Annotated in this window: 19 protein-coding genes; 14 read left to right on the top strand and 5 right to left on the bottom strand. The window is 32.4% G+C overall.

Annotation, left to right across the window (positions count from 1 at the left end; translation table 11 throughout):
- Position 1 precedes the first annotated feature (1 nt).
- The 4 genes from ABMY20_RS07640 to ribB all read left to right on the top strand — a co-directional run bounded on the left by ABMY20_RS07640 (position 2) and on the right by ribB (position 5848).
- On the top strand, positions 2-2470 hold the full coding sequence (locus ABMY20_RS07640; protein WP_349264998.1) for a DNA translocase FtsK: 2469 nt from the start codon (positions 2-4) through the stop codon (positions 2468-2470).
- Between the two features lie 39 nt (positions 2471-2509).
- Positions 2510-3163 carry an outer membrane lipoprotein carrier protein LolA gene (locus ABMY20_RS07635; protein ID WP_047789293.1) on the top strand — a complete coding sequence of 218 codons (654 nt, stop codon included), beginning with the start codon at positions 2510-2512 and terminating at the stop codon, positions 3161-3163.
- A gap of 92 nt (positions 3164-3255) precedes the next feature.
- On the top strand, positions 3256-4728 hold the full coding sequence (locus ABMY20_RS07630) for an LptF/LptG family permease (RefSeq protein WP_349264997.1): 1473 nt from the start codon (positions 3256-3258) through the stop codon (positions 4726-4728).
- A complete protein-coding gene (gene ribB / locus ABMY20_RS07625; protein WP_073181292.1) occupies positions 4706-5848 on the top strand; it encodes a 3,4-dihydroxy-2-butanone-4-phosphate synthase in 1143 nt (380 codons plus the stop codon). The genes ABMY20_RS07630 and ribB overlap by 23 nt, the downstream gene beginning before the upstream one ends.
- On the opposite strand, the gene ABMY20_RS07620 is transcribed toward ribB, so the two are convergent.
- The 5 genes from ABMY20_RS07620 to ABMY20_RS07600 form a co-directional block, all read right to left on the bottom strand.
- Entirely contained in the window at positions 5845-6807 is a 963-nt protein-coding gene (locus tag ABMY20_RS07620; RefSeq protein WP_349264996.1) for a TIGR03571 family LLM class oxidoreductase, read from the bottom strand. The genes ribB and ABMY20_RS07620 overlap by 4 nt on opposite strands.
- Before the next feature lie 74 nt (positions 6808-6881).
- Positions 6882-7820, bottom strand: coding sequence for an aldo/keto reductase (locus ABMY20_RS07615; RefSeq protein ID WP_159616074.1), 939 nt, complete (start codon positions 7818-7820; stop codon positions 6882-6884).
- Positions 7821-7824: 4 nt separating this feature from the next.
- The gene (locus ABMY20_RS07610) at positions 7825-9030 is read right to left on the bottom strand and encodes an MFS transporter (protein WP_173360665.1); all 1206 of its coding nucleotides are present in this window, start codon (positions 9028-9030) and stop codon (positions 7825-7827) included.
- Positions 9031-9032: 2 nt separating this feature from the next.
- A complete protein-coding gene (locus ABMY20_RS07605) occupies positions 9033-9785 on the bottom strand; it encodes a type 1 glutamine amidotransferase domain-containing protein (protein WP_349264995.1) in 753 nt (250 codons plus the stop codon).
- 122 nt (positions 9786-9907) lie between these two features.
- Entirely contained in the window at positions 9908-10480 is a 573-nt protein-coding gene (locus ABMY20_RS07600; RefSeq protein WP_073181299.1) for a Crp/Fnr family transcriptional regulator, read from the bottom strand.
- Between the two features lie 163 nt (positions 10481-10643).
- On the opposite strand from ABMY20_RS07600, the gene ABMY20_RS07595 reads away from it, so the two are divergent.
- The 10 genes from ABMY20_RS07595 to ABMY20_RS07550 all read left to right on the top strand — a co-directional run bounded on the left by ABMY20_RS07595 (position 10644) and on the right by ABMY20_RS07550 (position 19352).
- Positions 10644-11156 carry a VOC family protein gene (locus ABMY20_RS07595; protein WP_349264994.1) on the top strand — a complete coding sequence of 171 codons (513 nt, stop codon included), beginning with the start codon at positions 10644-10646 and terminating at the stop codon, positions 11154-11156.
- An 11-nt stretch (positions 11157-11167) separates the two neighbouring features.
- Entirely contained in the window at positions 11168-12253 is a 1086-nt protein-coding gene (locus ABMY20_RS07590; RefSeq protein WP_349264993.1) for an L-dopachrome tautomerase-related protein, read from the top strand.
- A 432-nt stretch (positions 12254-12685) separates the two neighbouring features.
- Entirely contained in the window at positions 12686-13606 is a 921-nt protein-coding gene (locus ABMY20_RS07585) for a helix-turn-helix domain-containing protein (RefSeq protein ID WP_073181305.1), read from the top strand.
- 77 nt (positions 13607-13683) lie between these two features.
- A complete protein-coding gene (locus ABMY20_RS07580) occupies positions 13684-14616 on the top strand; it encodes a nuclear transport factor 2 family protein (protein ID WP_173360667.1) in 933 nt (310 codons plus the stop codon).
- Between the two features lie 2 nt (positions 14617-14618).
- Complete coding sequence (locus ABMY20_RS07575; RefSeq protein ID WP_253679866.1) at positions 14619-15641, top strand: alpha/beta hydrolase; 1023 nt, start codon at positions 14619-14621, stop codon at positions 15639-15641.
- Positions 15642-15750: 109 nt separating this feature from the next.
- A complete protein-coding gene (locus ABMY20_RS07570; protein ID WP_073181308.1) occupies positions 15751-16188 on the top strand; it encodes a MarR family transcriptional regulator in 438 nt (145 codons plus the stop codon).
- Positions 16189-16257: 69 nt separating this feature from the next.
- Positions 16258-16737 carry a hypothetical protein gene (locus tag ABMY20_RS07565; RefSeq protein WP_156167025.1) on the top strand — a complete coding sequence of 160 codons (480 nt, stop codon included), beginning with the start codon at positions 16258-16260 and terminating at the stop codon, positions 16735-16737.
- Positions 16734-17672, top strand: a complete 939-nt coding sequence (locus ABMY20_RS07560; protein ID WP_349264992.1) for an NAD(P)H-dependent oxidoreductase — start codon at positions 16734-16736, stop codon at positions 17670-17672. The genes ABMY20_RS07565 and ABMY20_RS07560 overlap by 4 nt, the downstream gene beginning before the upstream one ends.
- Before the next feature lie 2 nt (positions 17673-17674).
- On the top strand, positions 17675-18271 hold the full coding sequence (locus tag ABMY20_RS07555; RefSeq protein ID WP_349264991.1) for a short chain dehydrogenase: 597 nt from the start codon (positions 17675-17677) through the stop codon (positions 18269-18271).
- Between the two features lie 10 nt (positions 18272-18281).
- The gene (locus tag ABMY20_RS07550) at positions 18282-19352 is read left to right on the top strand and encodes an ankyrin repeat domain-containing protein (RefSeq protein WP_167713494.1); all 1071 of its coding nucleotides are present in this window, start codon (positions 18282-18284) and stop codon (positions 19350-19352) included.
- Positions 19353-19451 lie beyond the last annotated feature (99 nt).

Here is a 19451-nt window from a genome sequence, read left to right as displayed (position 1 = left end):
CATGGCAAAAAAAAAGACAACTGTTCAAAAAAAACAGTCAAAAACTTCTATCATTAAAAAGGCTAAAACCTTTTTTTCAAATAGACAAAACCAAACTATTCTAGGTTTTTTTCTATTACTGTTTTCTATATTTTTAACCGTTGCTTTTATTTCTTTTTTCTTCTCTTGGCAAGAAGATCAAAGCACACTTAGTCAATTTGCAGACAGAACAATTCCTACTAAAAATTTATTAGGAAAAATAGGTGCTAAACTCAGTAATTTTCTTGTATACGACGGTTTTGGTTTAGGGGCTTTTATTATACCTATAACATTGTTTTTAACAGGATCTAGAATTTTACTTCAAACTAATCTAAAAAGAATTATAACCTCTTGGAACTGGGCTATTCTTATTATGTTATGGTTTGCAATAACTCTGGGTTTTTTTGAAAAAAAACATGCCCTTTTATCAGGAGTTATTGGTTTTGAATTAAATGAATATTTACAAACTTTCATAGGTAAAACAGGGCTAGCTATTTTGCTTATTTTCTTTTTAGTTGCTTATTTAATTATACGCTTTAGTATTACTCCTGAAACAATTAGTGAAAAGGTAAAAGTTAATAAAGAGAAAAAAGCTAACGCTATAAAAGATACTCCTAAAGTTAACAGAGATGACTCTACAATTGTAAATGATACTGATGTTAACATCAATTCTGAAGAAGCTAAAACTGAAGAAGCAAAGAAAGATAAATCAGACTTTGAATTATCTCTAGAAAATTTACAACCAACCATTTCTAACTATTCTGGTGTTGATGAAACTTCAAATAACGAAAAGAAAGAAGAAATTTCTTTAGATATTACTCAAACTAACGAGCCTACGATAGATATATTAGAAGACAGTAAAAAAGAAGTAGAAGTTGCTATTGAAAAAATTGCAGAAGAAAAAAGTGTCTCTGAAAACTTATCAGATCAATTACTCAAAGATTTTGGCGAGTTTGACCCTACCTTAGAGCTAGGAAATTTTAAATTCCCTTCTTTTAACTTACTAAAAGAATACAACGAAAGCATTTCTGTTGACCCTACCGAACTTGAAGCTAAGAAAAATCAAATCGTAGAAACTTTAAAAAACTACAAAATTGGTATTGCACAAATAAAAGCAACTGTTGGCCCAACAATTACCTTATATGAAATTGTACCTGAAGCTGGAGTTCGTATTTCAAAAATTAAAAACCTAGAAGACGATATTGCTTTATCACTTTCAGCTTTAGGAATACGTATTATTGCTCCTATTCCAGGTAAAGGAACCATTGGTATTGAAGTACCTAATAAAAAAGCAACTATCGTGTCTATGCATTCGGTAATTTCTTCAAAAAAGTTTCAAGAATCACCTATGCAACTTCCTATTGCTTTAGGTAAAACTATTTCAAATGAAACCTTTGTTATCGATTTAGCTAAAATGCCTCACTTACTTATGGCAGGTGCTACAGGACAAGGTAAATCAGTAGGATTGAATGCTATTTTAACATCACTTCTATACAAAAAACATCCAGCTGAAGTAAAGTTTGTATTAGTTGATCCTAAAAAAGTAGAATTAACACTATTCAATAAAATAGAGCGTCATTACTTAGCGAAATTACCAGATGATTCTGATGCTATTATTACAGATACTACCAAAGTAGTTAACACTTTAAACTCTTTATGTATTGAAATGGATAATCGTTACGACTTGCTTAAAAATGCCATGGTTCGTAATATTAAAGAATACAACGCTAAGTTTAAGGCTCGTAAACTAAATCCTGAAAACGGACATCGCTTTTTACCTTATATTGTATTAGTAATTGACGAATTTGCTGATTTGATTATGACCGCTGGAAAAGAAGTAGAAACCCCTATTGCTCGTTTAGCTCAATTAGCACGTGCCATCGGTATTCATTTAATTGTGGCAACTCAGCGTCCATCGGTTAATGTAATTACAGGTATTATAAAAGCAAACTTCCCTTCTAGAATTGCTTTTAGAGTAACTTCAAAAATTGATTCGAGAACTATTTTAGATGCCCCAGGAGCAGACCAATTAATTGGTAGAGGTGACTTATTGTATTCTGGAGGAAATGATATTACTCGAATTCAGTGTGCTTTCGTAGATACACCTGAAGTAGAAAAAATCACCGATTTTATTGGTTCCCAACGTGCGTACCCAGAAGCTTATTTACTTCCAGAATATGTTGGCGAAGAAGGTGGCACAAATCTTGATGTTGATATTGCAGACAGAGATAAACTGTTCAAAGAAGCAGCTGAAGTTATTGTTACTGCACAACAAGGTTCGGCATCGTTATTGCAACGTAAATTGAAGTTAGGTTACAACCGAGCAGGTAGGTTAATAGATCAATTAGAAGCCGCTGGTATTGTAGGTCCTTTCGAAGGTAGCAAAGCACGACAAGTACTTGTACCAGACTTAATTGCTTTAGAACAATTATTAGAAAGTGAAAAGAATTAATAATTATAAACTATTCCGAAAGTGGAAATAAGAAAGACGATGAAAAAAATAGGATTATTATTTATTGGATTATGTATTAGCATTAGTGCTATGGGACAAACAGATTCTTCTGAAGCAAAAAAACTGTTAGATGAAGTTTCAAATAAAATGGGTACCTACAGAAACATGGTTATAGGTTTTAATTCTTCTTTAATTAACAAAGAAGCGGGTATCACAAATGACCCTCCAATAAGAGGAGAAATTACACTCTCTGGTGAAAAGTATAACCTAGACTATCTTGGAAACACCTTTATTTTTGATGGAAAAAAATTAGTTGTTATTAACCAAGATGAAAAGGAGGTTAGTATTAACAATGGTAATTTAGATGAAGAAGATGGCTTTATTTACCCTTCTAAATTATTAACTTTTTACAAAGAAGGTTATAATTACCAAATGGGGGCATTAAAAAACAGTAATGGACGTAAAGTTCAGTACATAGACCTTACTCCTATTGATAGTAACTCTGATATTGTAAAAGTTCAATTAGGTATCGATGCTAAAACAAAACATATTTATAAACTTACCCAAATAGGCTCTAACGGAGCTGAAACTACTTTTACAATTACTAAATTTAAAAGCAACCAACCTATATCTGCTCAACTTTTTTCTTTTGATAGAACTAAGTATGCTAAGCAAGGATATTATATCGACTAAAAAATTACATAAAAGTTTTGTTACTGATTTGCTCAAAAATCATTAACAAAACTTTTGTGTTTATATGCCACTAACCTACTACCTTTGCATCTGTGAAAACATTAGACAGATATATATTAAAAAGCTTCTTAGTTCCTTTTTTAGCAACCTTCTTTATCATTTTGTTTGTATTAGTAATGCAAGTATTATGGTTAGCTTTTGATAATTTTGCTGGTAAAGGTATTAGCGCAGGAATTATTTTAAAATTCTTGTGGTACACAACTCTTATTGTCACCCCTCAAGCTTTACCTATTGGTGTTTTATTATCTTCTATTATGACACTGGGTAGTTTATCTGAAAATTATGAATTTGCTGCAGCAAAATCTGCAGGTGTGTCTTTACAGCGTATGGTACGCCCTATTGTTTTCTTAGCTATTTTTTTAAGTAGTATTAACTTTTTGTTTCTTAACTATGTATACCCATACGCAATGCTTAAGCAATTAAACATGAAGGTAAACATTAAAAAGAAACAACCTGCAATAGCGTTAGTTGCAGGAAGTTTTAACACTGAAATCCCTAATTTTCAAATAAAATTTAAAGAAAAGTACGGTAAAGATGATAACCTTTTAAAAGAAGTGATGATTTACGACTTATCTTCTAAAAAAGGAAACAATAAAATAATTACTGCAGAACGTGGTGAAATTCTTTCAGAAGAAGGTAGTCGTTATATGACATTGGTTTTAAAAAATGGACATTATTTTGAACATCATTTGAAAAACGGAGTTTCTTATAAAGAGCGAGAAAAAATGCCAGCTTCCTACGCAACTTTTAAAGAATATACTATTAACATTGATATCTCTTCATTTAATGATGATGGTTTGGAAGATGAAAAGTATAAAACAAATTACAATATGTTAAGTTTGGCTCAGTTAAAAGACACTTTGCCAACAATGAAACAAAATTATGATGCTTTTGTTAGTAGTAGAGCTAAAAACTTGTTTTTAAGTATTGATGTAGAAGGTTTATACCAACACCCTGACTCATTAATAAACAAAAACCTTTCTCTAGACATTCTTGAAAACTTTGAATTAAAAGAAAAGCAAAATATTCTTTCGGTAGCTACCTCTAAATTAGAACGTACAATCAACAATAATAAATCCAACAAAGACATCTTAAAAAACAAACGAAAATATTTAAATTTATATGATATAGAGTTTTTTAATCGTATGGCCTTTTCTCTTTCTTGTTTATTACTTTTCTTTATTGGTGCTCCCTTAGGTTCTATTATTAGAAAAGGAGGAATGGGCTTACCTATGATTTTGGCAATTGCCATTTATGTACTATATTTTTTCTCCAATACCTTCGGAAGAAACCTAGCAGAAGAAAGCTCACTTACAGCTATTACTGGCTCTTGGCTAAGTGTATTTTTAATGCTACCTTTGGCTATTATTTTAACAGTTAGAGCTACCAAAGATAAAGGTCTTTTTGATATTAATAGCTTTTTTGCTCCAATACGAAACTTTGTAAAAAACTTATTCTCTAAAAAGAGAAAACCGCAACATAATGACAACACAAACACCAACTAATATTCAATTAAACACAATTGAAGAAGCTATTGAAGATATAAAAAACGGTAAAGTTATTATCGTAGTTGATGATGAAGATCGTGAAAATGAAGGTGACTTTTTAGCAGCTGCAGAAAAAATCACCCCAGAAATGATCAACTTTATGGCAACTCATGGTCGTGGGTTAATTTGTACCCCTCTTACTGAAACTCGTTGTAAAGAATTAGAGTTAGGAATGATGGTTAGTAACAATACCGACCCTATGGAAACTGCTTTTACTGTATCGGTTGACTTACGTGGAAATGGTGTTACTACAGGTATTTCTGCTTCTGATAGAGCTAAAACTGTACAAGCTTTAATTAATCCTAATACAAAACCTTTTGATTTAGCTAGACCAGGGCATATTTTTCCTTTAAAAGCTAAAAACGGAGGTGTATTACGTAGAACCGGTCATACAGAAGCTGCTATAGATTTTGCTCGTTTAGCTGGTTTAGAGCCTGCTGGCGTTATCGTTGAAATTATGAATGAAGACGGTACCATGGCACGCTTGCCTCAACTAATGAAAGTTGCTAAGAAATTTGATTTAAAAATTGTTTCTATTGAAGATTTAGTTGCTTATAGAATGGAGCACGACTCGTTAATTGAAAAGAAAGAAGATTTTAACATTCAAACTCGTTTTGGTGATTTCCGCCTTCGTGCATATAAACAAACTACTAATAACCAAGTACACATTGCCCTAACCAAAGGTACTTGGAGTAAAAATGAGCCTATTTTAACTCGTGTTAATTCTACTTTGGTTAACAATGATATCTTAGGAACCTTAACCAATAATGCTGACAAAAAATTAGATCAAATGTTCAAAGTTATTAATGATGAAGGTAGAGGCGCTATATTATTTATTAACCAACAAATGCAAGCATTAAACCTTTTAAATAGACTTCGCATTTTAAAAGAGAACCAAGCAAAAGGTGAAATGAAAGCTCCTAATGTAGTCATGGACAACAAAGACTTTGGTATTGGTGCACAAATTTTACACGATTTACACATTCATAAACTACGTTTGGTTTCTAATACTAAACAAACTAAACGTGTAGGTATGATTGGTTACGGGCTAGAAATTGTTGATTATGTAAATTATTAATAAAAATTAGGAAGAACTACTGTTTCAATTTTTGAAATCGCCTCACCTAAAGATGTGTCTGACTTTCGTAAATGTAAGGCCATGTGGTTTACACCGGCGTCTTCGTAAGCTTTTAGTAATTCAGTTAAATGATTAATACCAACTGAACCACCAAAACGATGTGGTTTAAACATAGTATTATCATCTTGTAACAGATTTAAATGAAATGCCGAAATATAAGGTTTGCAGGCTTGATCTGTATCGTATAATGCTTCGCACCATCGTTTACGGTTTAAATAGGTTTCTTCAGGTGTTCTTGGATAATTAAACCAACCATTAGCATTTTTGGCAATCCACTCAAGACTTTGTCCGGAATGTCCAGCAACGACTAGCGGAATTTGATGTTTTGGCTTCGGGTATACCGCAACACCTTTATTTAAAAACGGATATATGGCCGATAAATCACTGTTGGTTTTCCAAGCTTCTTGCATAATATTTAGATGATCTCTAAACAATTTTGGTCGCTCTTGATAATCGATACCATACATTGGAAACTCAACAGGTCTATCACCCAAACCTAAGCCTAAAATAAGTCTGCTGTCACTTAGATGCTCTATCGTAGCGGTTGCTTTTGCTAGTTTTATAGGTTGATGTAATGGAGAAACTATTGCGGCTGTACCTAACAACACATTTTTAGTTGCGGCAGATAAATACCCTAAATAACTTAAGGTGTCAAATAACTGTGCGCCATCACCAAAATTAGGATCGTAAACAGGTACTTCTCTAATCCAAACTGCAGCAAAACCAGCCTTATCAATTTGTTTAACGTACTGTAAATGCTTACTGATATCTGGCACACCAAATGGTCTGCCATCTTCCTTTCGTTTTTTATCGCCTTCTAAAGACCAATCGTTATCTAAAGGAAATTCAATACCAAGCGTCATTTTACCTGGTTTGTATAGTTTATCAAAATTTTTCATAAAATTAAAAAAATTGAACTACATCAAACAGTTTAAAACTTAAATAAGTAAACATGTCTGATGTAGTTTTGTTCTTAGTCATTCCAGATACCCTCTGCTGTATACGGACCTTTTTCAACTTCCCAAAAAGTACCATCTATAAAACGATGATTTTTATCTAAAGCTTCAATACGTTTCATATCGTCTTCATTCAATTCAAAAGCAATAGTATTAAAGTTTTCTTGAAGGCGTTTTGGGTTAACCGATTTTGGTATTACCGAAACACCACGTTGTATATCCCAAGCTAAAAGTACCTGTGCTGCAGTCATGTTATTAGCAGTTGAAATATCGTTAACAGTCTTGTTTTTCAACAAATTTAAATCATCATCATCATTTGCACCAGAACCTATTGGTGCATAAGCCGTCATGTGAATGCGATGTGCTTTAGCGAATTCTAACAGTTCGTTTTGTTGTAAAAACGGATGCACTTCTACCTGAAGCATTTCTGGTAAATGTTTAGCATGATCAATAATATCTGTTAAATCATTTTGGTTGAAATTACTCATCCCAATATGCTTAGCTAAGCCTTGTTCTAAAGCATCTTCCATACCTTTCCAAGTGTCTGTAAGTGGCTGGTCTTCAAGCGGAATAAATTCTTCTGCTGTTTTAGGAAACTCGACACCTTTTTTAAAGGCAATTGGCCAATGGATTAGGTATAAATCTAAATACTCTAACTGTAAATCTTTTAAGGTGTTTTGTAACGCAGGAATAACGTTTTCTCTTCCATGAGAATCGCTCCATAATTTTGAAGTAATCCATAGGTCTTCACGTGTAACAATACCTTCTTTAATGGCATCTGCGATAGCGTTTCCTACTTCTTTTTCGTTACCATATACTGATGCACAATCAATATGTCGGTAACCTATTTTAATAGCTTCGTATACCGACGTGTACACTTCGTTAGGTTCTGATCTAAAGGTACCAAGACCTAAAATTGGCATTTCGTCGTTATTTCTAAATTGTAAAGTTTTCATTGTTTTAAAGTTTTTCTTTTTTGTATAAAATCAAAGTGATTAAAAAGCCGACTATTACTAATATACTACCTACCCAAGGTGTTGCGCCAACACCAAGTGAAGATTCAATAATAAGTCCGCCAACATAAGCACCAATTGCAATACCTACATTAAAGGCTGCTATATTTAAAGCTGATGAAACATCTTCGGTACCTGGCAAGTACTTTTCAGACATTTTTACTACATACAATTGTAATGCTGGCACGTTAGAAAAGGCTAATATGCCCATAAAAAATAGTGTAACCACTGACCATATTTGGCTAGATGCTGTAAAATAAAGTATTAACAATACTATAGCTTGTAAGGCAAACATAACCATTAAGGCTTTCCCTGGTTTTTTATTAGATACTTTACCGCCTATTACATTACCTAATGCAATTGCAATACCGTAAACTAGTAATAAAATACTCGTCATATTTGCTGAAAAACCAGTAACTTCTTCTAATAAAGAAGCTAAATAGGTAAAGGTTACAAAAGTACCACCATAACCTAAAGCTGTGATAGAAAGTACCAGCAAAATAGAACGGTTTTTAAGTACTTTTAACTGATCTACAATACGAAGTGGTTTTGATGTTTTAATCGACGCTGGTACCAAAAAGTAACTTGCTACCGCACCAATAATTCCTAAGATAGCAACACCTATAAAGGTGGCACGCCATCCAAAGTTTTGTCCTATATAGGTTCCTAATGGTACACCAGTAACGATTGCTACAGTTAAACCTGCAAACATTATAGAAATGGCAGAAGCACGTTTATCTTCCGGCACTAAACTAGCTGCAATTGTTGAGCCTATTGAAAAAAACACACCATGTGCAAAACCTGTTAAGATTCTAGCTAAAATTAGTAAGATAAAACTAGGTGCAATAGCTGCCAATCCGTTACCAATTATAAATAATAGCATTATGGCTATTAGCAGTCGTTTTCTTGCAATTTGACTTGTTAATGCGGTTAATACTGGCGCACCAATTGCAACGCCAACGGCGTACAGACTTACTAATAAACCTGCAGAGGATATTGAGGTGTTTAAATCGTTTGCTACTGTTGGCAGTAAGCCAACAATAACAAATTCTGTAGTACCGATACCAAATGCACTTATGGTTAATGCCCATAATGCAGCTGGTAGGCTTTTACGTTTTGATTTTGCTTTTAAAGTTCCTATTTGCGTTTCCATTTTTAGTGTTTAGCCTTTAAAAGTTCTACAATTTTTTCTGCTACTAATTTTGCAGAAGCAGGATTTTGACCTGTTACTAAACGCTCATCTACGCTTACTTTTTCTTGCCATACAGTCGCTTTATCAACAGTTGCACCACGTTCAATAAGTTTGTTTTCTAATAAAAATGGCACAACGTTTTCCAATTTTACATTGGCTTCTTCTTCATTTGTAAATACACTTACCGTTTTACCATCGACTAAATAATTACCATTAGATAATTTAATATTTACTAAAGCCGAAGGACCATGACAAACAGCTGCTACAATACCATCATTTTCGTAAATTTTTGCAGCAATCTTCGCTAGTTTTTTATTGTTTGGGAAATCCCACATTGTTCCATGTCCACCAGCATAATAAATAGCGTCGTAATCTTTAGCTTTTACTTTTGAAGTTTTTAATGTGTTTTGAAGTTTGTTCTGAAATGTTGCATCATTCCAATATTTATTATTCACTTCATCCTTAAGATCAAAACCATCTACTGGCGGGTTTCCTCCTTTTGGACTAACTAGTGTTATCTCATAATTATTAGCTTCAAAAACCTCATAAGCATGCGTAACTTCACTTAAATAGTAGCCAGTTTCTTTTCCGGTTTTACCTAATTCTTGGTGACTAGATAGTACCATTAACACGCTTGGTTTGTTTTGTTTTTTTTGTGCTATTAATGCAGTGCTAAAAAATAAAGCAAGTATGAATGTATAAAATCTTGTTTTCATTGTTTTGTTTTTTGTTTAAATTTCTTAGACAAAATTCAATGAAAACCTTAGCATATACGAGGATGTATGTCACAATTTTAAAGTGATGTATCGCAATATAAAAATGTGATGTATATCATTTTTTAACCTTTAAAACGACTTAAAGTTTCTCTAGAAACTCCTAAGTAAGCTGCTATTAATTTTTTGGGTACGCGTTGTACTAGCTTAGGTAATTTAAATAATAGAGCATCATAACGTTCTTCAGCTGTTTGAGTTAATAAAGATAAAATTCGTTGCTGTAGGTTAATAAAACCGTAATTAGATTTAACCCTAAAAAAGTTTGCTATTGCAGGAATTTTTTCGCAGATAATTTCTCTTGATTCAAATGATAAACAGAAAAATTCTGAATCTTCAATACAATCTACTATAGTTGTCGCTAACTCTTTATGCTGAAATGCATAATAATCACTAACCCAATACTCTTCCATAGCAAATTGAAGAATATGCTCGTGCCCTTTTTCATCTATAATATATGATTTTATGAGCCCTTTAATAATCCAAAACTCACAATCTACTGGTTGTCCTGTTTGTATTAAAAACTGGTGCTTTTTAAGTTTTTTAAATTGAAAATGAGGTTTTATAATATTCCATTCCTCATCTGTAACCTTAACAATTTCTTCAAAATGCCTCCTCAGTAATTCATATTTATCTTGCATTCGACAAATTTAAATAATAATTTCAATAGAGTTTATATACAAAAAACAACACATTAATTATATAAACAAAGTGTTTAATAACTTTTCACAGAACTTTAATATAATTTATACTAAAAAGAAAATAATTTTGTCCTTTGCAATTAACTTTATAAATTATAAAACAATGAAAACATATCCTAAACGATTTTCTCATATTGGAATTACAGTACCTGATATTAATAAAGCTGCTAAGTTTTATTCAGAAGTAATGGGCTGGTATACTATTATGCCTCCATCTCTAGTAAAAAAAGAAACCGATACAGCCATAGGGCAAATGTGTATTGATGTATTTGGTGACGATTGGGAAACCTTTGAAATTGCCCATTTAGCAACCTCTGACGGAATAGGTGTTGAGCTTTTTAGTTTTCCTCACGGCAAAAAAGAAGCTCCAAAATTTAACCCATTCAATACAGGGTTGTTTCATTTTTGCATCCAAGATCCTAATATTGAAGGCTTAATTGAAAAAATAGTTGCAGCTGGAGGAAAACAACGTATGCCTATTAGAGAATATTATCCTAAGGACAAACCCTATAAAATGTGTTATGTAGAAGACCCTTTTGGAATTGTTTTCGAAATTTACACACACAGCTACGAGTTAACATATTCTTCTGGTGCTTATGCTAATGAAGAAAAGTAAAATATTTTAAAATGAAAAAAATACTCATACTATCGCTATCTATTTTCTCTCTTATTACTTGTAAAAACGAAACTAAAAGAGAAACTAAAAAACCTGAAAACAAGCAATCTATTTCAGAAAACAAATCAAACATTACAGAGATTGCTAGCTTTAAAGGGCAGCAAGTTACAGGAGTTACTGTAACTCAAGACGGTCGTGTATTTGCTAATTTTCCTAGATGGCGAGATTCAGTAAAGTATTCAGTAGTCGAAGTGTTTAAAAATGGTTCGTATAAACCTTACCCAAACGAGGTTTGGAATCTTTGGCAACTAGAGGAACACCCAAAAGAAGATCAATTTCTTGCTGTACAATCTGTTGTTGCTTTTGAAGATAAACTATACATTTTAGATACGAGAAACCCAAAGTTTAATGGTGTTGTAGATGCTCCTAGAGTGTTTATTTTCAACTTGAATACTAATATTTTAGAGCAAACGTATAAATTAGAAAAGGACAGCTATCATACCGATTCTTACATTAACGATTTACGTGTAGATAAGACCAATAACAAACTATATCTTACAGATTCTAACCACGCAGGATTAGTCGCTTTAAATTTAAACACAGGAAAAAGTACCCGTATTTTAGATAATCATAAAAGTACCATGGCTGAAGTATCTGAACTTACGTTTGACAACACAGTTTGGAAAAACGTTGTGCATTCCGATGGAATTGCGTTTGACCAAAAAAATCAACGTTTATTTTACCATGCACTTTCAGGTTATAGCTTGTACTCTATTCCAGTAAATAGTTTCAATTTAAAAGACAAATCTAAAATAGAAGCTTCTGTAAAATTTGAAGCTAAAACGTCTGCGCCAGATGGAATGATTTTTGACCAAAAAGGTAATCTTTATTATGGCGATTTAGAGCACAACAAAATTAATTATATTACTCCAAATGGTACTATTAAAACTTTAATAGAAGGTGAAAAAGTAAAATGGGCAGATACTTTTAGTATATACGATGGAGACTTGTATTATACCAATTCTAGAATTAATGAAGCCTCAGGCGATATCAGTAACCTAAATTTTACCATTAATAAAATTGCATTGCCAAAATAATGTAATATCAATACATCTTTATTAAAGCATTATCGTCTACTAAGTGAATATGAAAAATAATTCACCTATGAAAATAGACAAACATTGTAATCGTTAAAACAAAAAATCGGCTTAAGTTTTTTGAAATTTTAAGCCGATTTTTTATACTGAGACATTACTACAAAGTCCATTTGAGACATCTATACACTAAACACTTTTTTAATAAATAAAAAAGTATTGTAAACTATATTTATAAGTAAAAAATAAAGTTGAAATAAATGACTTTTAGATAGCAAACGCTTCTAATATTTATTAATACATTGAAAAAAATGGAAAATAATAGTTATTTAGTTGATAAACTTCAAGATAAAATGACTGTAAAATATAAAAATAATCAACGTCTTAATTATATACTTTTGTAAAGTCTATTGTTTAGTTTCGTCTTTAAATAGTATGCAACACTTTAAAAATATAGCCGCTTATTGTAAGGCAATTAATATTTCACCACCAAAGCATCCCGATTTTGACATCAGAAGCTTTAAAGACAATATGCCTACAATAGTTAGTCAAATGCCCGCTTTTAGGCATGAGTTTTATGCTATTGCTATAAAGGTTGAAGGTAGTGGCATTGCTATTACAGGTCATTTTAAAGATTTTCCAGACGGTTCTGTTATTTTTTTTAACTCGCCTTTTCAACTTATTTCCTGGGATATTATTCCAGATTGGAATGGTTATTATTTGATGTTTTCTAAAGATTTTATCGCTAAATCTAATTTTCTTCAAGATATTTTAAGTCACTTCTCGTTTTTAAAAATTGAAAAAAGCACGCCTTTTGAGGTTAGTAAAGATGATGTGACTAAAATACTGTCTGTATATAATGCTATTTACAATGAATACCACAGCGATAACGTTGACAAGTTTCAACTTATCGAATCATATTTATTACTATTACTAAATGTGGTAAAACGGTACTTTCACAAAAACATTAGCAATACAAATGCTGCTGCTGAAATACGTAAAACCGATTTAAAAATTCTATCTCGTTTTCAATCACAAATTGAAATAAGCTTTTACCCTAACTCAATTATTTCTAATAAAACCAATCCGCACACCACACGATTTTATGCCGAATTATTAAATATTCATCCTAATCATCTAAATGCTGTAGTAAAGCTAATTACTGGTCAAACTGCAAAACAAACTATACAAAAACACGTCTTGCATTTGGCTAAATCACGTTTAATACATTCAGAAGCCAGTATTAAAGAAATTGCTTATGGTTTGCATTTCGATTCGCCAAACAGTTTTAGCAGCTTCTTTAAAAAACACACGCAAAAAACACCTGCTAGTTATCGTAAAATAGCTAATCTTTGATTTTTATACCTCTTGCTTTGATTCTGTAAATTTTTCTTCGCTGTTCTGTAGCATCTTTGTACTGTAATACAAGCACTATGAAATATTTATTAACAATTGCTACGCTTTTAACAGCAATTACAATACAAGGCAAAACAATGACATCACCAAAAGACATCGTTTTAAAGTTATTTAAAGCATCTGATGAAAGGGATTGGTCTCAAGTAGAAGACTGTTTTAACACCGAAGTTGTATTAGATTATTCCTCTATGGGAAGTCCAGCAACGACCTTAAAACCATCAGAAATTACTAGCACTTGGAAAACCATTTTACCAGGTTTTACCTACACTCATCATCAAATAAGCAACCTTACGGAAACCATAAATGGGGAAACTGCCAAAGTGTTTGCTTATGGCACGGCAACCCATTATTTAGAAGACGACAAAGGACATGTTTGGACGGTAGTTGGCACTTATAATTTAGACTTAAAACTAATAAATAAACAATGGAAAATCACTAAAATGATATTTAATTTTAAATATCAAGATGGTAACCTTTCCTTACCGCAAAAAGCTATCAATAATGTTACAGGACATGTAAAAGAATTATCAACTTCAGAAAAAAACATCCGTACGGTTAAAGCATTCTTTAAAGCACTTGAAGATGAAAATGCAGGAACTGTAGCCAATCTTTTTGCAGAAGATGGTAAGCAAATTAATCCATACCATTCAGACCTTTTTCCTAAAGGAGCGCAAGGACAAGCAGGAATAAAAGCCTATTGGGAACCTGTTTTTCCAAATTTTGATGGAATGACATTTAACATTGAAGACATTTTTGCAATGGAAAATACTGCAATGGTATATGCAAAATACACAGGACACATAAAACTAAAACATAATGCAGGCATATACAGTAACAACTATTATTCAACTTTTAAGTTCAATACTGAAGGTAAAATTACCGAATATGTCGAAATTTTCAACCCAATAGTAGCCGCAAGAGGTTTTGGCTTAATCGATAAAATCAAATAAACATGAAAATATTAACAATAGCACTTACAGCATTTATAGCAATTACTGGCTATAAAGCCATCACAAAAAACAGCCCACAAAAACTAACAAAGACAAAAGAAATAACACATAAAAAGATGAAAAAAGTAACATTTAAAAGCGATGGATTAAACTTAGTAGGCCATTTATATTACCCAGCAAATTATAGAGAAGGAAACACGTATCCTGCAGTAGTCGTTTCAGGAAGTTGGACAACCGTTAAAGAACAAATGGCTGGTTTATATGCTGAAAAACTAGCGGAAAAAGGGTTAATTACATTAGCTTTTGATTTTAGAAATTATGGTGAAAGTGAAGGTGAACCGCGTTTTTACGAAAGCCCTAATCTTAAGAAAGAAGATATTAAAAATGCCGTCTCATTTTTAGAAAGTCTAAAAGACGTAGATAATTCAAAAATCGGTGCTTTTGGTGTTTGCGCAGGTGCAATGTACACCTTAATGGCATCTTCAGAAGACAACCGCATTAAATCTGTAGTCACTACAGCATCTTGGTTACACGATGCAGAAGCTGTAAAATTATTCTATGGTGGTGAAGAAGGTGTGCAGGCAAAAATTAAGGCAGCACAACAAGCAAAAAAAGTGTACGGAGAAACAGGAGAAGTGGCTTATATCCCAACGATTTCAGAAACAGACCCAACTGCAGCAATGTACGGACCATACGATTATTATTTAAATAAAGATCGAGGTGCTGTAAAACAATGGAGTAACGATAAATTTGCTGTAGCAAGTTGGGAAGATTGGTTAACAGTAGATCCAATGCCAACTGCAAAGCAATTGCACAAACCTGTATTAATGATACATTCAGACGGAGCGGTATTACCAGCATACACCAAAAAATATTTTAATGACATTGCAGCAACCGACAAAGAATTACACTGGATGGATACAGAATTAGAGTCACCCTTTCATCAATTCGCATATTACGACCAAGATACCGAAGTGAACGCAGCGGTAAGTAAAGCAAGTAACTGGTTTGTTAATAAAATGTAAAAAAGAAATAGGTTATAATAGTGATTTAAATCACTATTATAATTTTAAGTTAAAAAATTGTATGTACAACTAATTACATATAACTTTGTCTCATAATTTTAATAAAAAAATGAGTACACCTTTAAAGTCTTTTCAGGAATGCTGTTTGTATTTTACTACAAACACTCTATCAAGGTATATAGGTAAACTGGCAGAAGATGCCTTCAGAGTTACTAGTCTAGCACCATCTTATGCTCATTTAATGTTATTAATAATTGATGAACCTAATTTAAGTCAAAACGAATTAAGTAAGCGTATAAATGTAAAAGCATCTACAATGACTCGTTTTATAGATAAATTAGTTCTGATGCAATTAGTAGAACGAACTCACGAAGGTAGAAACACACTTATTATTCCTACTGAAAAAGGTAAGAACCTAAAACCTTCATTAGACGAAGCACTGGGTAACTTATATAAAGCTTACTGTAATTTATTAGGAGAAGAATTTGCTGTAAAACTAACTGCTGACATGCATTTAGCTAATACAAAACTTAACGAAGTAGAATAAAAGTCTATCAATACTTTGATAAATGAAAGACTCTAAATTAAATTGTATGTACAACTAATTTAAATACTAATGAATACAAAAACTATAGAGTATGAACAACTAATGCATACTTTTCGAAATAGAAAATTTACTAAAAATGATATTAAAAGCTTTGTTTACAAAATATTTTCTATGTATGAACGGGCTACTTGTAATAACGAACATGTATCTGCAGAAGCTTTCAATAAATTAATTGCAGATGATATTTTCGTAGACTTTCCAGCTTACAAAAATATACATTCAAAATCTGAATTTTTGGAATGGCATAGATGGATACATGATTTACTCATTTCTGATGATCATGACATCGAAAAAATAGATGTAAGTTACCTTAGTAACGGTAAGTATATGGCTCAATTTATTGTACACTGGCGGGCTCTTTTTAAAGACAACACTTACTCTGATCTCCGTGTAGATCAACAATGGATAATGCGAGAAGATACCAATGAACCATTACCTATTATAGAACGCTATTTGGTAACGGACGCCACAAATTTTAAACAAAAATGAAAACATTAATGATTTTAGCGCATCCAAATCTTAAAGATTCGGTAGCCAATAAACATATATCAACAGAAATTGCTGCACAATTTAATCATTTTGAGATCAGTGATATCTTCAACCAATATCCCGATTTTAAAATAGATGTAGAAGCCGAACAAGCCAAACTACTTGCTGCAGATACGATTATTTTTCAATTTCCATTTTTTTGGTACAATATGCCAGCCATTTTAAAACAATGGTTTGATGAAGTGTTTAGTTTCAACTTTGCATATGGTTCTAAAGGTGATAAATTAAGAGGTAAAAACTTTTTGTTAAGCATTACCGTTGGCGGACCAGAAGAGGCATACACGCCAATAGGTTACAATCATTTTGCCATAGAAGAACTAATCAGACCTTTACAACAAACGGCATATTTAAGTCAAATGAATTATCTAAAACCGGTTTATACACATGGTTTAACTTATGTTCCGGGTGTGTATAATACCAAAGAGGTTGTTTTGCAACGTGCCGATAATCATATTAAAAAATTAGCTGCTGTTTTAGAGGGAATAACCAATACTAGTGCAGAAGTACGTATTGAGCGCTTTGTAAAAGATTGGTTTGCCAAGTTTGATGTTTTGGCAGATGCATCTTCATTTACGCCTTATATAAATAACGATACGCAATTTCAATTTGTTGAGGGAGAATTTACTGGTATTAAAGGGTTTGAAACTTGGTACACCAACATTAAAAATACCTTAAAACCCAATAATGAACATCGTATTGAGTCCATAATCATTCAAGAAGAAAACAATGCTTTTGATGTGTATTTAACTATTAAGCTAAAAGCAGAAAAAGTATCTGGTGAATTATTACAGCTCAATGTTAAAGAACATTGGAAACTAGTCCTAACAACTAATGGTCAAATACAAATTAAAGAATATATAGTAAACGAATTATAAAAATGAAAAAAGTAATTATAGTCGGTGCAACAGGCATCATTGGTTCAAAAGTACAAGATATTTTATGTATAGATTATGAAATTATTACTATTAATCGTACAAGTGGCAATTATAAATTAGACATGGCAAATGCAGAAGCAGTAGATACTACGCTTAAAAGCATTGGTGGTTTTGATGCACTAATAGCAACAAGCGGTTATGGTAAATGGGGAAACATAGAAGAACATAGTATTCAAGATTTTCACGACGGTTTGCAAAGTAAGTTAATGGGGCAAATAAACTTAGTTATGCTGGGTAGAAAGTATGCCAATCCAGGTGCGACTTTCGTATTATCTTCTGGTATCTTAGCACAACAACCAATGGTTGGTGGTTTATCTTTAAGCGTTATCAATGCAGGTGTAGAAGCGTTTGTAAAAGCAGCTACTGTAGAAAGCAAAGAATTTAAAATTAATGCGGTAAGTCCATCTTTTGCAAAAGAAACTATGGAACAAATGGGAATGGATTCTACCTATGGTGTACCAGCAATTGAGTTTGCCAAATTGTATAAACAAGCCATAGAAGATGATAAAACAGGTATGATCTATCACATAAACCAATAAACATATTAGTATGAAAAAAAAACAGTTTTTAATGGTAATTTTTACAGCCTTAATGCTGTTAAATTGCACCCAAAATCAAACAAAATCTTTAGAAAAAAAAGAAATTAAAACCATGGAACAAACAGCTACAGGTTTACCACAGCTCCATCAAGCTATTATAGATAATGATGAAATTAAAGTACACGAACTAATTGCCAATGGTGCCGATGTTAATCAATTAGATAGTCGTATGGGTAATGCTCCATTACATATTGCTTCGCAGACCGATAATCCAAAAATGATTGATATTTTAATTAAAAACGGTGCTTTTGTAAACCAAATTACACCACGTGCTGGGCACTCACCTTTAATGGTTGCTGCTTGGTACAGTAAAGGTGAAAATATAAAAGCTCTTTTAAAAGCAAAAGATATTAATATTTATGTAAAAAGCCCTAACGGTGGCATTATGGCTAGAGATATGATTGGTGGTTGGGATTCTTCTCCAAACGATAATGACCAGAAGAGGTATGATTCTCTTCGCAAAATAATTGATGATTATGAGGTGGATTTGAAAGAAAAAATAGCTGAGCAAAAAATATATCAGGTAGTAATAAACAAACAGCTAACCGAAGACCAAAAGCTTGAAAAAGTAACTGCTTTAATAGCAGCAGGAGAGCCTGTAAATACTGAATCGTATATAACAGGAACAGGTAACGATAAACATTCTCCGCTATTAGTAGCTTCTAGGAATAATTATCCTAAACTTGTTAATATATTACTGAACGCTGGTGCAAACATTGGTCAGCGTGGTTACCCAATGAATGCAATTGCGTTTCATAAAGGTGGTTATAAAGGCAATCCAGAAGTTTTAGAGTTATTGGTAGCGCACAAAGACGCCCAAAAATATATAGACGATCAAGGATTGAATAATGGCTACACACCTTTGCATGATGCTATTTGGCACAACAATCCAAAAGCGGCACAAGTGCTAATAGATGCAGGAGCGCGGTTAGATCTAAAAACTTATGAAGGCGATACGCCTTTAGATTTAGCGAAACGTTATAACTATACTGAAATAATTAAGGTTATTGAAGCAAAATAGAAATAAACTTAAGACAAAAGTCATTAAGTTTATTTACTCTTTAACGAACCATTAACTACTATATTATTTATTTGTAACACGATTGATGTTACCTTTGGA

It is taken from the genome of Tenacibaculum sp. SSH1-16 (genome assembly GCF_040104435.1).
Classification (GTDB): domain Bacteria; phylum Bacteroidota; class Bacteroidia; order Flavobacteriales; family Flavobacteriaceae; genus Polaribacter; species Polaribacter mesophilus.
Note: the sequence above shows the minus strand (reverse complement) of the source record. Positions and strands in the feature narration are given on the sequence as shown.

Excerpts from the sequence above, each read along its gene's own strand:
- ABMY20_RS07590 (WP_349264993.1), top strand. The coding sequence starts at position 11,168 with ATGAAAAAAATACTCATACTATCGCTATCTATTTTCTCTCTTATTACT.
- ABMY20_RS07565 (WP_156167025.1), top strand. The coding sequence starts at position 16,258 with ATGAATACAAAAACTATAGAGTATGAACAACTAATGCATACTTTTCGA.
- ABMY20_RS07555 (WP_349264991.1), top strand. The coding sequence starts at position 17,675 with ATGAAAAAAGTAATTATAGTCGGTGCAACAGGCATCATTGGTTCAAAA.
- ABMY20_RS07560 (WP_349264992.1), top strand. The coding sequence starts at position 16,734 with ATGAAAACATTAATGATTTTAGCGCATCCAAATCTTAAAGATTCGGTA.
- ABMY20_RS07640 (WP_349264998.1), top strand. The coding sequence starts at position 2 with ATGGCAAAAAAAAAGACAACTGTTCAAAAAAAACAGTCAAAAACTTCT.
- ABMY20_RS07550 (WP_167713494.1), top strand. The coding sequence starts at position 18,282 with ATGAAAAAAAAACAGTTTTTAATGGTAATTTTTACAGCCTTAATGCTG.
- ABMY20_RS07585 (WP_073181305.1), top strand. The coding sequence starts at position 12,686 with ATGCAACACTTTAAAAATATAGCCGCTTATTGTAAGGCAATTAATATT.
- ABMY20_RS07575 (WP_253679866.1), top strand. The coding sequence starts at position 14,619 with ATGAAAATATTAACAATAGCACTTACAGCATTTATAGCAATTACTGGC.
- ABMY20_RS07620 (WP_349264996.1), bottom strand. The coding sequence starts at position 6,807 with ATGAAAAATTTTGATAAACTATACAAACCAGGTAAAATGACGCTTGGT.
- ABMY20_RS07615 (WP_159616074.1), bottom strand. The coding sequence starts at position 7,820 with ATGAAAACTTTACAATTTAGAAATAACGACGAAATGCCAATTTTAGGT.
- ABMY20_RS07580 (WP_173360667.1), top strand. The coding sequence starts at position 13,684 with ATGAAATATTTATTAACAATTGCTACGCTTTTAACAGCAATTACAATA.
- ABMY20_RS07595 (WP_349264994.1), top strand. The coding sequence starts at position 10,644 with ATGAAAACATATCCTAAACGATTTTCTCATATTGGAATTACAGTACCT.
- ABMY20_RS07605 (WP_349264995.1), bottom strand. The coding sequence starts at position 9,785 with ATGAAAACAAGATTTTATACATTCATACTTGCTTTATTTTTTAGCACT.
- ABMY20_RS07610 (WP_173360665.1), bottom strand. The coding sequence starts at position 9,030 with ATGGAAACGCAAATAGGAACTTTAAAAGCAAAATCAAAACGTAAAAGC.
- ABMY20_RS07570 (WP_073181308.1), top strand. The coding sequence starts at position 15,751 with ATGAGTACACCTTTAAAGTCTTTTCAGGAATGCTGTTTGTATTTTACT.
- ABMY20_RS07600 (WP_073181299.1), bottom strand. The coding sequence starts at position 10,480 with ATGCAAGATAAATATGAATTACTGAGGAGGCATTTTGAAGAAATTGTT.
- ABMY20_RS07635 (WP_047789293.1), top strand. The coding sequence starts at position 2,510 with ATGAAAAAAATAGGATTATTATTTATTGGATTATGTATTAGCATTAGT.
- ribB (WP_073181292.1), top strand. The coding sequence starts at position 4,706 with ATGACAACACAAACACCAACTAATATTCAATTAAACACAATTGAAGAA.